The organism is Frateuria hangzhouensis (assembly GCF_026410505.1).
GTDB lineage: Bacteria > Pseudomonadota > Gammaproteobacteria > Xanthomonadales > Rhodanobacteraceae > Frateuria_A > Frateuria_A hangzhouensis.
Genome location: NZ_JAPMIU010000005.1, coordinates 20,234 through 33,662, shown reverse-complemented (window position 1 = coordinate 33,662; position 13,429 = coordinate 20,234). Strand labels below are relative to the sequence as shown.

At 68.2% G+C, this 13,429-nt stretch carries 11 protein-coding genes; 4 read left to right on the top strand and 7 right to left on the bottom strand.

Features of this window, described 5'->3' with window-relative positions:
• Positions 1 to 115: 115 nt before the first annotated feature.
• From OSC30_RS06750 to OSC30_RS06740, 3 genes are all read right to left on the bottom strand, one after another.
• The gene (locus OSC30_RS06750; protein WP_267171088.1) at positions 116 to 1,723 is read right to left on the bottom strand and encodes a carboxyl transferase domain-containing protein; all 1,608 of its coding nucleotides are present in this window, start codon (positions 1,721 to 1,723) and stop codon (positions 116 to 118) included.
• A gap of 362 nt (positions 1,724 to 2,085) precedes the next feature.
• Positions 2,086 to 2,499: a hypothetical protein gene (locus OSC30_RS06745; RefSeq protein WP_267171087.1), complete on the bottom strand. Its 414-nt coding sequence runs from the start codon at positions 2,497 to 2,499 to the stop codon at positions 2,086 to 2,088.
• A gap of 235 nt (positions 2,500 to 2,734) precedes the next feature.
• On the bottom strand, positions 2,735 to 3,913 hold the full coding sequence (locus OSC30_RS06740; RefSeq protein ID WP_267171086.1) for a thiolase family protein: 1,179 nt from the start codon (positions 3,911 to 3,913) through the stop codon (positions 2,735 to 2,737).
• Positions 3,914 to 4,125: 212 nt separating this feature from the next.
• Here OSC30_RS06740 and OSC30_RS06735 point away from each other — a divergent pair, with 212 nt between their 5' ends.
• Positions 4,126 to 6,960 (top strand): S8 family serine peptidase, encoded by a 2,835-nt coding sequence (locus OSC30_RS06735; RefSeq protein ID WP_267171085.1) that lies wholly within the window; start codon positions 4,126 to 4,128, stop codon positions 6,958 to 6,960.
• A gap of 73 nt (positions 6,961 to 7,033) precedes the next feature.
• On the opposite strand, the gene OSC30_RS06730 is transcribed toward OSC30_RS06735, so the two are convergent.
• The 4 genes from OSC30_RS06730 to OSC30_RS06715 form a co-directional block, all read right to left on the bottom strand.
• A complete protein-coding gene (locus OSC30_RS06730; RefSeq protein WP_267171084.1) occupies positions 7,034 to 8,191 on the bottom strand; it encodes an isovaleryl-CoA dehydrogenase in 1,158 nt (385 codons plus the stop codon).
• A 234-nt stretch (positions 8,192 to 8,425) separates the two neighbouring features.
• Complete coding sequence (locus OSC30_RS06725; RefSeq protein ID WP_267171083.1) at positions 8,426 to 9,529, bottom strand: Glu/Leu/Phe/Val dehydrogenase dimerization domain-containing protein; 1,104 nt, start codon at positions 9,527 to 9,529, stop codon at positions 8,426 to 8,428.
• Positions 9,530 to 9,757: 228 nt separating this feature from the next.
• A complete protein-coding gene (locus tag OSC30_RS06720; protein ID WP_267171082.1) occupies positions 9,758 to 10,090 on the bottom strand; it encodes a hypothetical protein in 333 nt (110 codons plus the stop codon).
• Positions 10,091 to 10,369: 279 nt separating this feature from the next.
• A complete protein-coding gene (locus OSC30_RS06715) occupies positions 10,370 to 11,167 on the bottom strand; it encodes a M48 family metallopeptidase (protein WP_267171081.1) in 798 nt (265 codons plus the stop codon).
• A 279-nt stretch (positions 11,168 to 11,446) separates the two neighbouring features.
• Here OSC30_RS06715 and OSC30_RS06710 point away from each other — a divergent pair, with 279 nt between their 5' ends.
• The 3 genes from OSC30_RS06710 to OSC30_RS06700 all read left to right on the top strand — a co-directional run bounded on the left by OSC30_RS06710 (position 11,447) and on the right by OSC30_RS06700 (position 13,413).
• Positions 11,447 to 12,049 (top strand): TetR/AcrR family transcriptional regulator, encoded by a 603-nt coding sequence (locus OSC30_RS06710; RefSeq protein ID WP_267171080.1) that lies wholly within the window; start codon positions 11,447 to 11,449, stop codon positions 12,047 to 12,049.
• A gap of 11 nt (positions 12,050 to 12,060) precedes the next feature.
• Positions 12,061 to 12,984, top strand: coding sequence for an alpha/beta hydrolase (locus OSC30_RS06705; RefSeq protein WP_267171079.1), 924 nt, complete (start codon positions 12,061 to 12,063; stop codon positions 12,982 to 12,984).
• A gap of 120 nt (positions 12,985 to 13,104) precedes the next feature.
• Positions 13,105 to 13,413 carry an EF-hand domain-containing protein gene (locus OSC30_RS06700; RefSeq protein ID WP_267171078.1) on the top strand — a complete coding sequence of 103 codons (309 nt, stop codon included), beginning with the start codon at positions 13,105 to 13,107 and terminating at the stop codon, positions 13,411 to 13,413.
• Positions 13,414 to 13,429 lie beyond the last annotated feature (16 nt).

The window sequence follows — 13,429 nt, the reverse complement described above, 5'->3', positions numbered from 1 at the left end:
GGCCGTAGGGTGGGCTTCAGCCCACCATGCACCTCCGCGAAGGGGCTGGTGGGCTGAAGCCCACCCTCCGGGCACCGTGGTTGCTGGCGATGTTCCCTAAGCGCCGCTGTCCACGTTACATGCGGAACACGCCGTAGCGTTGCGGCTCGATCGGCGCGTTCATCGAGGCGGAGATGGCCAGGCCCAGCACGCGGCGGGTGTCGGCCGGATCGATGATGCCGTCGTCCCACAGCCGCGCGCTGGCGTAATAGGGATGGCCCTGGCGTTCGTACTGCTCACGGATCGGCGCCTTGAAGGCGTCCTCGTCCTCCGCGCTCCACGCCTTGCCCGCGGCTTCCAGACCGTCGCGCTTGACCGTGGCGAGCACGCTGGCGGCCTGTTCGCCGCCCATCACGGAGATGCGCGCGTTGGGCCACATCCACAGGAAGCGCGCGCCGTAGGCGCGACCGCACATGGCGTAGTTGCCGGCGCCGAAGCTGCCGCCGATCACCACGGTGAACTTGGGCACGTGCGAACAGGCCACGGCGGTGACCATCTTGGCGCCGTCCTTGGCGATGCCGGCCTGCTCGTACTTCTTGCCGACCATGAAGCCGGTGATGTTCTGCAAAAACACCAGCGGCACGTTGCGCTGGTTGCACAGTTCGATGAAGTGCGCGCCCTTGAGCGCGCTTTCGGCGAACAGGATGCCGTTGTTGGCGATGATGCCCACCGGGTAGCCGTGGATGTGCGCGAAGCCGGTTACCAGGGTCTTGCCGTAGCGCGCCTTGAATTCGTGGAACTCCGAGCCGTCGACGATGCGCGCGATCACCTCGCGGATGTCGAACGGCCGGCGCGTGTCCTGCGGGATCACGCCGTACAGTTCCTCGGCCGCGTATCGGGGCTCGACCGGAGGCTGGAGCGCCAGCGGCATGTCCTTGCGACGGTTCAGGCTGGCCACCACGTCGCGCGCGATGGCTAGCGCGTGCGCGTCGTTCTCGGCGAAATGGTCGGCCACGCCGGAGATCGACGTATGGACGTCCGCGCCGCCCAGCGTCTCGGCATCGACCACCTCGCCGGTGGCCGCTTTCACTAGCGGCGGGCCGCCCAGGAAGATGGTGCCCTGCTCGCGCACGATGATGGTCTCGTCGCTCATCGCCGGCACGTAGGCGCCGCCGGCGGTGCAGCTACCCATCACCACGGCGATCTGCGGGATGTTGAGCGCCGACATGCGCGCCTGGTTGTAGAAGATGCGGCCGAAATGCTCCTTGTCCGGAAACACCTCGTCCTGCAGCGGCAGGAACGCGCCGCCGGAGTCGACCAGGTAGATGCAGGGCAGGCGGTTCTCCAGCGCCACTTCCTGCGCGCGCAGGTGCTTTTTCACCGTCATCGGGAAATACGTGCCGCCCTTGACGGTGGCATCGTTGGCGACCACCACCACCTCGGTGCCGTTGACGCGCCCGATGCCGGTGATGATGCCGGCCGCCGGCGCGGCGTCGTCGTACATGCCGTGCGCAGCCAGCGGCGACAGTTCCAGGAATGGCGAGCCGGGATCGAGCAGCGCGCGGATGCGCTCGCGCGGCAGCAACTTGCCGCGTGCGACGTGCTTGTCGCGCGCCTTGGCGCCGCCGCCTTCGGCGGTGCGTGCAAGTTGCGCCTTGAGGTCGTCGACCTGCACGCGCAACGCGGCGCTGGAGGCCTGGAAATCGGGAGAACGGGGATCGATCTGCGAGGCAATCATGCTCATGGGCGAAAACTCACCGTCAGCGTCTGGCCGCCCGCGGGCGGTTTGTCATCCGTGGCCGCGGCCAGAACCCATGTCCGCGCCAGCCAAACGAAGGATGATAACCGCCGATCACGCTTCGCGCTTTCACCGCCCTTGTACGCGCGTACCAGCGGGCGGGGTTTTTGCCCTGTATGCCAATCGTCGAAAAGGGTTTTCGCCGGTTTCGCTCGTAGAGGCGCACCTGTGCGACCGCGTGGTACCGATCAGGCATGGCGGTCGCGCACAGGTGCGCTCCTAGAGACCAAGATCCATGGGCGTCGAGCCGAAAGCTAAAAAAAACCGGCCGCAAGCGGCCGGTTTTTCCGATCGAACGAACTGAAGGATCAGTGATCGTTCTGGTCGTCGTTGGCATCCTTGGCATTGTCCGCAGCGTCCTTGGCCGCGTCGGCAGCCTTGTCGGCCTGGTCGGACGCATTGTCGGCGGCATCCTTGGCCTGCGACATGGCGTTGTCGGACATGTCGTTGTTGGCCGGGGCGGCGGCCGAAGCCGCGGTAGCGGCCTGCTGGGCCTGGTCGGCAGCCATGCCGGCGGCGTTGGCAGCGGTGGTGGCCTGCTGGGCGGCCTGGTCGGCAGCCGGGGTGCCGGTCTGCGCCGCAGCCTGCTGAGCCTGGTCAGCGGACTGCTGAGCCTGGTCGGCCGACTGCTGGGCGTCCTGCGCGGAATCCTGCGCGCCGTTGCTGCAAGCCGCCAGCAGCGCGACGAGCGCGGAGGCGAGTAGGGTACGCGTCAACTTCATGGTGGATCTCCTTTGCCGTGGAATGCCGTTTTGGCCGCGTATTAATAGCGCTTTCGCCGTAGACGCGCCATATGTTTTACCAACTGCCCTTCAGTACATATTAAAAAGGCAGTTAACAGGCTTTCATTCGTTTCGTCGACAGAAGGTGACGATTGGCGGCCAATCCCTCGCGAGTAGGGTGGGCTTCAGCCCACCACTCTCGCCACGCATGGCGGGCTGAAGCCCGCCGTGCGGTTTAATCGAGTCGTTCCACCGCGATGGCGGTCGCTTCGCCGCCACCGATGCACAGCGCCGCCACGCCGCGCTTGCCGCCGCGGGTCTTCAGGGCGTTGAGCAGGGTGACCACCAGGCGGGCGCCGCTGGCGCCGATCGGATGGCCGAGCGCGGTCGCGCCGCCGTTGACGTTGAGCTTGTCGTGCGGCACGCCCAGCTCGCGCATCGGCGCCATGGCGACCACCGCGAAGGCCTCGTTGACCTCGAACAGATCCACGTCGTCGACCTTCCAGCCGGCCTTGTCCAGCACCTTCTGGATCGCACCGATCGGCGCGGTGGTGAACCATTCCGGCTCCTGCGAGTTGGTCGCGTGCGCCACGATGCGCGCCAGCGGAGTGAGCCCTCGCACCTTGGCGTCGTCGGCCGACAGCAGCACCACCGCGGCGGCGCCGTCGGAAATGCTGGAAGAGCTGGCTGCGGTGATGGTGCCGTTTTCCTTGCGGAAGGCGGGCTTCAGGGTCGGGATCTTGTTGATGTCCGAGCGGCCGGGCTGCTCGTCGGTATCGACCACGGTGTCGCCCTTGCGACCCTTGACCGTCACCGGGACGATCTCGTCGGCGAACGCGCCGGAGGCCTGCGCCGCCTGCGCGCGCTTGACCGACTCGATCGCAAAGGCGTCCTGCTCCTCGCGGCTGAACTGGTACTTGTCGGCGCACAGCTCGCCGAATACGCCCATCGCCTTGCCGTCATAGGGATTGGTCAGGCCGTCGTGGGCCATGTGGTCGACCAGTTGGCCGTCGCCGTAGCGGATGCCGGTGCGGGCGGCGACCATGTGCGGGGCATTGGTCATCGACTCCATGCCGCCGGCAACGACCACGGCGGCCGAGCCGGCCTTGATCAGGTCGTGGGCCAGCATGATGGCCTTCATGCCCGAGCCGCACACCTTGTTGATGGTGGTGCAACCGGTGGCGACCGGCAGGCCGGCGGCGAGCGAGGCCTGGCGCGCCGGCGCCTGGCCGAGATTGGCCGGCAGCACGCAGCCCATGATCACCTCGCCGACGTCGGCCGGCGCCACGCCGGACTGCTCCAGCGCCGCACGGATGGCGGCCGCGCCGAGCGTGGGCGTGGGCACGCCGGTGAACTGGCCAAGGAAAGAGCCGATGGCGGTGCGCTTGGCGCCGGCAATGACGACGTCGGACATGGGGAATTCTCCGCGAGGCTTGGGGCGCGCCCGGCGCGCCGTGGACGATTGCCCATTATCGCAGCCGATGCGGCAGTGCGGCAAACCGCGGCCCGCGCGGCATCGTGCACGCTTCAGGCGCTTGTCGTTGTGGGAAACTGGCTGCCGTGGCGGGCAGGCGTTCGCGCGATCGCGCGGGGGGCTCGCGGGGGCAGCGTGGGGAGAGCAGGAGCATGCATACGCAGGTATTGCGCCGTCGGGACGTGGCGTTCGGGATTCTTGTTGCGCTGGGCCTGAGCGCCTGCGGTGGCGGTGGTGGTGGTGGCGGCAACGTGCGGCCCAGCCCGCCGCCGAGCACGCCCACGGCACCGCCGGCGCCAACCCCGCAACCGCCGCTGGATTCGCAGCTGGCGCTGACCCACACCTATGCGGCGCACCACCAGGGCTACACCGGCGCTGGCGTCACCATCGGCATCGTCGACAGCGGCGTGATGCGCAACCATCCCAGCCTCACCGGCCGGGTCAGCCAGGAACTGATCTACCTCGATCCCGAGGCGAACGACACCGCCGTCGACGACGTGGTCGGCCATGGCACCTGGGTCTCGCAGATCGCCGCGGGCGAGCCCGTCGGGGACTTCCCCGGCGGCATCGCGCCGGGCGCCACGCTGGTCTCCGCGCGGATCATCGCCGACGAGGAACCCGATGACGACGGCACTGGCCAGGGCAACGAAGTGGGCGCTTCGGACGCGGATTTCTTCGGCCAGTACCTCAACCCGGACCTGATCGCCGCCGGCGTGCGCATCCAGAACAATTCCTGGGGCGGCATCTACTGGGATACCGACGACGACAGCATCAACCAGGCCTTCGCCCAGGCCTACGACGACTTCGTGATCAACCACGACGGGCTGGTCGTCTTCGCCGCCGGCAACGAGGCGGCCGCCGACCCCAGCGACATCGCCGCACTGCCCAACCTGGCGCCGCAGCTGGAGCGCGGCTGGCTGGTGGCGGTGGCGGCCGACAGCATCAGCGCCGATGCGGGCGAGACCAAACTGGCGGATTATTCCAACGCTTGCGGCAAGGCGAAGGACTATTGCCTGACCGCGCCCGGCGACGTCATCGTGACGGACAAGGACTACCCGACCGGCAACCCCAAAGAGGACTACTGGATCGTCGGCGGCACCTCCTTCGCCGCGCCGCAGGTGTCCGGCGCCGCGGCGCTGGTGTGGCAGGCCTACCCCTATTTCAACAACGACCTGGTACGCCAGACGCTGCTGGGCACTGCCGACGACCTGGGCACGCCGGGTCCCGATAGCGTGTTCGGCTACGGCATGCTCAACGTCGGCAAGGCGGTCAATGGCCCGGCGAAATTCGACTGGGGCGACGTGACGGTCGATTTCGACGACATCACCTCGACCTGGGGCAACGAGATCAGCGGCGCGGGCGGGCTTACCAAGACCGGTACCGGCACGCTGGTGTTGCACGGGCACGCCCGCTACACCGGCCTGACGACCGTCGCCGAAGGCACGCTCAAAACGGACAATGGCATCGATGGGCCGGCGGTGGTCGCGGCTGGCGCCACGCTCGTTCCGTTTGTTTTTGGCCCCAGCTACCTGGAAAACAACGGGACCGTGGTCATCCAGAAGAAGATGACCCTGATCCAGGGGGACTACGTACAAGGCGCCACCGGCCGGCTCAGCGTGGAACTGGGCACCCACCTGGGTGTGACCGGGCACGCCACGCTCAACGGCGGCAGCCTCTACGTCAACGGGGTCACGGACGGCTACGTGATCAGCGCGCACACCGACGTGCTGACCGCCGGCGGCGGCCTTACCGGCACCTTTGCCAGCCTGGACACGGCGGCCAATGTATTTCTCGACGCCACGCTCGAGTACGACGCCAACAACGCCTGGTTGAACGTGCAGCAGGTGAACGTCACCGCGGTGACGGGCATGAGCTACACGGCCGCCTCATCCGGCGCGGCCGAGCGGGTGCAGGGCGCGTTCGACCAGCTCAACGTGCGGCTCGGCACCGGCGCGACGGCCGGCAGCGCCGCGGTGGCCAGCGGCTTCGTGACCGGCGCGGCCAGCCTGCAGCGCACGCCGACCCTGACCGCCGCCGAGCGTTCGCTGGAAAGCCTGTCCGGCCAGTTGCACGCGGCCAGCGCGGCGATGACCTTCGAGGCGATCGACGCGGGCACGCGCGCGTTGTCCGACCGCTTCGACCTCCTGCTCGACAGCAACGCGACCGGCGGCTGGGCGCAGAACCTGGGCTACCACGGCGGCATGGTGCGCAACGGTTACGCCGATGTCGGCGTGGATCTCAGCGGCACGCTGGTCGGGCAGGACATGCGGATCGGCAGCAACGGCGTGGCCGGCTTCGCGCTGGCGCAGTCGCGCGGCCTGGGCCGCCTGGCTGAAAGCGCCGACCAGGGTCGCAGCCACGCGGTCGAGGGCATGCTCTACGGCGGCCTGGTGCGCGGCAACAGCTACCTGATGGGTCGCGTGGGCATGGGCAACTACCGCGAAACCATGCGCCGTCATCTGCAACTCGGCCCTGCGTTCGCCGGTGTAGCCAGCGACAGCCGCGGCCGCTACGAGGTCGCCTACGGCGAGAGCGGCTACCACGCCACGCTCGGGCGGTTGACGCTGACGCCCTACGCCAACCTGCAATACGCGCGCATCGGCAACAGCGGGTTCGACGAGGCCGGCGCCTGGGGCTTCGGCCTGAAAACCGACGCGCGCACGATCGAACGCTGGCAAGCCGGGCTGGGCCTGCGCGCGGCACGGCACTGGAACCTCGCCGGCGGCGGCAGCCTGGATCTGCAGGGCCACCTGGCCTGGCAGCATGCGTTTGCGGTGCGCGGCGAGGTGTTCGAAGCGAGCTTCACCGGCATCGACCAGTGGGCACCGCTGGGCGGCATCGGCCTGTCGCGCTACGGCGGCGTGGCCGGCATGACGCTGGACTGGGCGATGACACCGCGGGCGGGCTTGTCGTTCGGCGTCGACCACCGCTTCGCCCAGCGCGAGCAAGGCAGCATGGCGACGCTCGCGTACCGCTTGTCCTTCTAGCGAACCGTAGGGTGGGCTTCAGCCCACCCTACGGGTGCGTGGCGGTGGGCTGAAGCCCACCCTACGAAGGCATTTACGCCTTGCCGTGGAACAACTCGCGCCCGATCAGCATGCGCCGGATCTCGTTGGTACCGGCGCCGATCTCGTACAGCTTGGCGTCGCGCAGCAACCGGCCGGCCGGGAACTCGTTGATGTAGCCGTTGCCGCCGAGCGACTGGATCGCCTCCAGCGCCACCTGCACCGCGTTGACCGAGGCATTGAGCAGGCACGCGGCTGGATCGATGCGCGACTTGACCCCGTTGTCGAACTGCTGCGCCACCATGTAGGCAAAGCCGCGCGAGCTCTGCAGCGCGGTGTACATGTCGGCGACTTTGGCCTGCATGATCTCGAAGGTGCCGATCGGCGCGTTGAACTGCTTGCGCTCGCGCACGTAGGGCAGTGTGAGATCCAGCGCCGCCTGCATCAGGCCCAGCGGGCCGCCGGAAAGCACCAGGCGCTCGGTGTCCAGGCCGCTCATCAGCACGCGCACGCCTTCGTTGACCTCGCCGACGATGTTTTCGGCCGGGATCTCGCAGTTGTCGAACACCAGCTCGCAGGTGTTGGATCCACGCATGCCGAGCTTGTCCAGCTTCTGCGCCGTGGAGAAACCCTTCATGCCCTTCTCGACGATGAAGGCGGTCATGCAGCGGCTGCCGGCCGGGCGCGGCGCGGTGCGCATGTAGACCAGCAGCACGTCGGCGTCGGGGCCGTTGGTGATCCACATCTTCGAGCCGTTGGCCACCCACACATCGCCCTTGAGCTCGGCCTTGCAGCTCATCGAGCCGACCACGTCCGAGCCGGCGCCCGGCTCGCTCATCGCCAGCGCGCCCACGTACTCGCCCGAGCACAGCTTGGGGATGTACTTGCGGCGCTGCTCCTCGTTGCCGTTGTGGAAGATGTTCTGCACGCACAGGTTGGAGTGCGCGCCGTAGGAGAGGCCGACCGAACCGGAGGCGCGGGAGATTTCCTCCATCGCCACCATGTGCGCCAGGAAGCCCATGCCGGTGCCGCCGTACTCGGTCGGGATGGTCATGCCGAGCAGGCCCATCTCGCCGAACTTCAGCCAGAGGTCCTCCGGAAAGGCGTTCTCGCGGTCGATGCGGTCGGCGCGCGGGGCGATCTCCTTCTCCGCGAAGGCGTGAACGCTTTCGCGCAGCAGGTCGATGTCTTCTCCGAGCGGGAACGGGCGCATCCGTGGGACTCCTTGGGTGTGGATTTCGATTTTAGCGCACAGATGTGAGGCGGCCGATGAGGCCTCAAGCTCGCCGAATCCCTCTCCCTCCGGGAGAGGGTGCCCGCAGGGCGGGTGAGGGTTCGGGCGTAGCGGGATGTTCCGGCGATAACGAACACTCTCCCGGAGGGAGAGGGGCTAAAGCAAAGAAAAAGCCGCCCAAGGGCGGCTTTTTCCAGTTCTGCAACGGGAGGCTTACTGCCCGCGCATGCGCCCCTGGAAGCGCGTACCGCCATTGCCCATGTGCGGCAGCTTGATCTTGCCGATGGACTCGATGCGCTCCTCGGCCAGGCGATCGGCCGCCCGGTAGGTCGGCACGCTCTGCGTCTTGGAGATCTCGAAGATCCGGCCCAGGTTGTAGTAGATCGTGCGCATCATGCGCATCGCGCGCTCACGGTTGTAACCGTCGATCTCCAGCGACACGTTCATCACGCCGCCGGCGTTGACCGCGTAGTCCGGCGCGTACAGCACGCCGCGCTTGTTCAGCTCGTCGCCGATCGCGTCGGTGGCCAGCTGGTTGTTGGCCGCGCCGCAGATGATCTTGGCCTTGATGCGGTCGATGGTCTGCTCGTTGACCGTGCCGCCCAGCGCGCACGGCGAGTACACGTCGGCGTCGACGTCGTAGATCTCGTCCAGCCCCACCGCCTCGCAACCCAGCTCGTCCACGCAGCGCTGCACCGCATCCTTGTTGATGTCGGTGACGAACACCTTGGCGCCCTGCTCGCGCAGCAGCTTGATGAACTCCGAGCCCACGTGGCCGGCGCCCTGCACGGCGTAGCTGTACTTGCCCACGTCCTCGTTGCCGTGCTTGAAGTTCAGCGCGGCCATCAGGCCCTGCAGCGTGCCGTAGGCAGTGAACGGCGAGGGATCGCCCGAACCGCCGTGCACCTGGTGCACGCCGGTCACGTACTCGGTCTCGCGGAACACGTATTCCATGTCGTTGACGTCGATGCCGACGTCCTCGGCGGTGATGTAGCGCCCACCGAGCGAATTGACGAAGCGGCCGAACGCACGGAACAGCGCCTCGGACTTGTCCTTCGACGGGTCACCGATGATCACCGCCTTGCCGCCGCCCAGGTTCAGGCCGGCCACGGCGTTCTTGTAGGTCATGCCGCGCGACAGGCGCAGCACGTCGTTGACCGCGTCCTGCTCGGTCTTGTACGGCCACATGCGCAGGCCGCCGAGCGCAGGGCCCAGCACCGTGTTGTGGATCGCGATGATGGCCTTCAGGCCGGCTTCCTGGTTGTGGCAGAAGACGACTTCTTCGTGACCCGTCTTGGCGATGGTTTCAAAGATCATTGGAACGATGACTCCACGAGTTTGGCGGATGCCCGGGGGAGGGGCATCCCGCAGAAAGTGTGGCGGGCCGATCCAGTGCGGACCGCCGGAAGCGGCAGAAAACGCTTGAAAGTCAAAGCCCCGGCAAGGGCCGGGGCGGTCGATTCAGTCCGCTAGTTTAGTACTTCGGGGGGCAGGCTGCTTCTGCGCCGCAGCAAGCCGGGCGCGCGCGGCGCCCGGCCGGCGTGCTCAGCGGTCCCAATGGCCGCGATGCAAACGCCAATGCCGCCCCTCGTGCACCCAGCGTGCCGGACGGTAGTGGTGGCCGCGGCGCGCGCGCATCCAGTGGCCGTCCACCCATACATGACGATGGGCGCGCGGGCTCCAGCGCCAGTAACCCGGCGCCCACACATGGCCGTGTCGCGGCCGCACGTGGACCACGCGCACCGGCGGAGGCGGCACGCCGACCACCACGCCCAGCGACACGTGGGTGCGGGCCTGCGTGGGGGGTGCATAGGCAAGGGCGCCCACGGCCAGGCCAAGGCCGGCGAGCAGGGCAAGGGGACGGGTGATGGCGGTCATCGGCTTCTCCGGTAGCGCCGCAGCGGCGGCGTGCCATCCGGAAAACGGCGCGGGCGGCCGTATGTTGACAGGCCGCTCACGCGCGTTCAGCCAGCGGACGGGGCGTATGACGCTAGCCCAGTAGCCGCCTTGTCTCACGCCACGGCGCGCGGATTGGCTCCTCCCCCTGCTTGCAGGGGGAGGTTGGGAGGGGTTGTTCGTCCGGAGCGAAAAAGCGCCCCTCCCCGGCCCTCCCCTGCAAGCAGGGGAGCGAGCAGGTTGCCTGTCGGGGCGCGCGCCTCAGAGTTTGCAGTTCGGCGTTTGTCCGCCAGCCCGTGCCTGCTGGTACGTCGGCATCAACTCCTTCGCCTGCCCGCCAAGCACCTGCGAGCGCTTGTCCGGCGCCGGATGGGTGGACAGGAACGCCGGCGTACTGCCGCTGCCCTGCTTCTCCATCTTGTCCCACAGCGTCACCGCCGCGCGCGGATCGAAGCCCGCCTTGGCCATGTAACGCTGGCCCAGGGTGTCGGCTTCCGATTCCTGCGTGCGCGAGAACGGCAGCAGGATGCCCACTTCCGCGCCCGCACCCAGCAGCGCCGCAACCTGACCCGCGTCGCCGCCGCGCGTGCCGGCGTAGATGGTGCCGGCGGCCACTGCCGCCTGCGTGGCCAGGTTGTCCGAAACGCGCTCGGCGCCATGGCGTGCCACTACGTGCGCCAGCTCATGGCCCAGCACCACGGCCAGCTGGTCCTGGTTGCTGGCCACCTTGAACATGCCCTGGTTCACGCCGATCCGCCCGCCGGGCAGGGCGAAGGCGTTGGCCGTGTCGTCCTCGATGATCTGCACTTCCCATTGCTGCGTGTTCCACGGCGGCGGCAGCACCGAGACCAGGGCATGGGATACGCAGGTGGCGTACGCGCGCTGCTTCGGCGCGTTGGCGAACTTGCCCTGCTGGCGCATCTGGTTGAACGAGGCCAGGCCCATCTCGCTCATCTGCGAATCGGACACCATCATCAACTGCGACCGGCCGGTCGGCGAGGTCGTGCACCCGGCGAGCAGCGACACAAGGGCTGCGGCGATCAGCATGCGGGACTTCATGAACATCTCCTTTGCAATGGGCAGCGGCCAAGCATAGCCGCAGCGCCCGGCTATGACGGATGAAGTCGCCAGCGGTGTCGCACCCGACGTCCCGCAGAAACTCGTAGGCCCGACAACACGCTCGGCCCCGCGACCGCCCCTGTAGGGGCCCGCTTGCGGGCGATGCTCTTTCCACACGTCGCGACAAGAGCATCGCCCGCAAGCGGGCTCCTACAACGTGCCCGGCAACGGCACACCACGATTGTCAAAAAGAACGAACGGTCGTGCTATTATCCGCTCATGACCGCCGCCACCGCACCCGCCAAGGGCCAAGCCACCCGCGAACTCATCCTCGACCACGCCTACGAACGCGCCCGCGTAGGCGGCCTGGAGAGCCTGTCGATCGGCTCGCTCGCCGCCGACGTCGGCATGTCCAAGAGCGGCCTGTTCGCGCACTTCGGCTCGCGCGAAGACCTGCAACTGGCCGTGCTGGAGACGGCCGGCCGCCGCTTCATGGCCAACGTGCTGCTGCCGGCGCTGTCCGTGCCGCGCGGGCTGCCGCGCTTGCGCGCGATCGTCGCGCAGTGGAGCGAATGGGGCCGCAAGCACCAGAGCGGCTGCGTTCTGCTGACCGCCGCGGGCGAATACGACGGCCGCGACGGCGCCCTGCACGACGCCGTGGTGGCGCAGCAGGGCGGCTGGCGCGACGAGCTGGAAAAGGCGATCGCCCAGGCCGCCGCCGAAGGCCACCTGAATGCGAGCGCGGACGCCGGCCAGCTCGCGTTCGAGATCTACGCACTGATGCTCGGCCTGCACCACGACGCCGGCCTGTTCGGTTTCGAGCAGGCCCACCAACGCACGCAGGCCGCCTTCGAGCGCCTGTGGCGAAGCTGGCAATCGTAGAGGAACCGCCCATGTCCACCGTGATGCGCCGCCCCGGGCTGGCCGCCCGCTTCAAGCTCGCCACCGTACGCACCAGCTTTGCCCTCGGCGGGCGGCTGGCGCCCCGGCGCACCGCCGATCGCGCGGCGCGCCTGTTCGCCACGCCGTTTGCCAGCAGCCGTGCCCGTGCGCGCGCCGTCCCGCCCGACCCGTCGATGCGCCGGGAAACGCTGGCCCTCAACGGTGAATTCATCGCCACCTACGTCTGGGGCAATCCGGCCACGCAACCCTACGTGCTGCTGGTGCACGGCTGGTCCAGCTTCGGCCTGCGCTTTTTGCCATGGATCGAGCGGCTGCGCGCGCTGGGTTATGCGGTAGTGGCTTTCGACCAGCCCGGCCATGGTTTCAGCAGCGGCCATTACTGCACGCTGCCGGAGTTCGCCGACACAGTCCGCGCCGTGGGGCGGCATTACGGTGAAGCCGAACTGGCGATCGCCCACTCGCTCGGCGGCGCCGCGCTCGTTCTGGCCCAAGGCGAAGCCTGGCGTGCCCGCAAACTGGTGCTGGTCGCACCGGCCGCCGACATGGACGCCGCCACCACCCGCTATTTCCGCTTCGTGCGCCTGGGCGAACACCTGCGCCGTCCGTTCTACGGCTGGCTGGTCAAACGCACCGGCCTCAACGTCGACGACCTGCAGATGCACCGCCACGTACCCGCGCTGGGCCAGCCCGGCCTGATCGTGCACGACCTGGACGACGCCGACGTGCCGTGGGAGGAGGGCGAACGCTACGCCCGCCACTGGCCCAGCGCGCGACTGCTCACCACCCAGGGGCTCGGGCACCACCGCGTGCTCGATGCGCCGCACGTCATCGAGGCCGTGCTCGCCTTCGCCCGCGACGAAACCGTTGGCGAGCGCGTGGTCGCATCGGCCAACCTGCCCTTCGGCGTGGCCTGACCCGCCTGGTTGCTGAACCCTCCCGAGGTTTTTTAGTCGAGCTTCACCCGGTCCGGTGCAGAGTCGATCGGCGCGCGTTCGCGGGCGCGCCACTCCGTCATTCGCGCAAGGAGACCACTCATGCAGACCCGACTCTCGACATCCCAGGGCTTCGCACTCGCGTTTGCCCTGTTCGGCCTCGCCGGCGTGGCAACCGCGCAGCAGGACAAGACCGAGGGCAATGCCGGCGCTTCGTTCGAAAGCCTGGACACCAACCAGGACGGCCGCCTCACACGTTCGGAGATCCCGTCGGACATGTCGCTGCTGCGCACCCGCCTGGCCACCTACGACACCAACCACGACGGCACGCTCGATTCGCGCGAGTACGCCGCGGCCCAGGCCTCCCTGCACGGCAGTGACCGTACAGGCGGTGACGACGAGGATTCGTAGTCACCAACCCGACCCG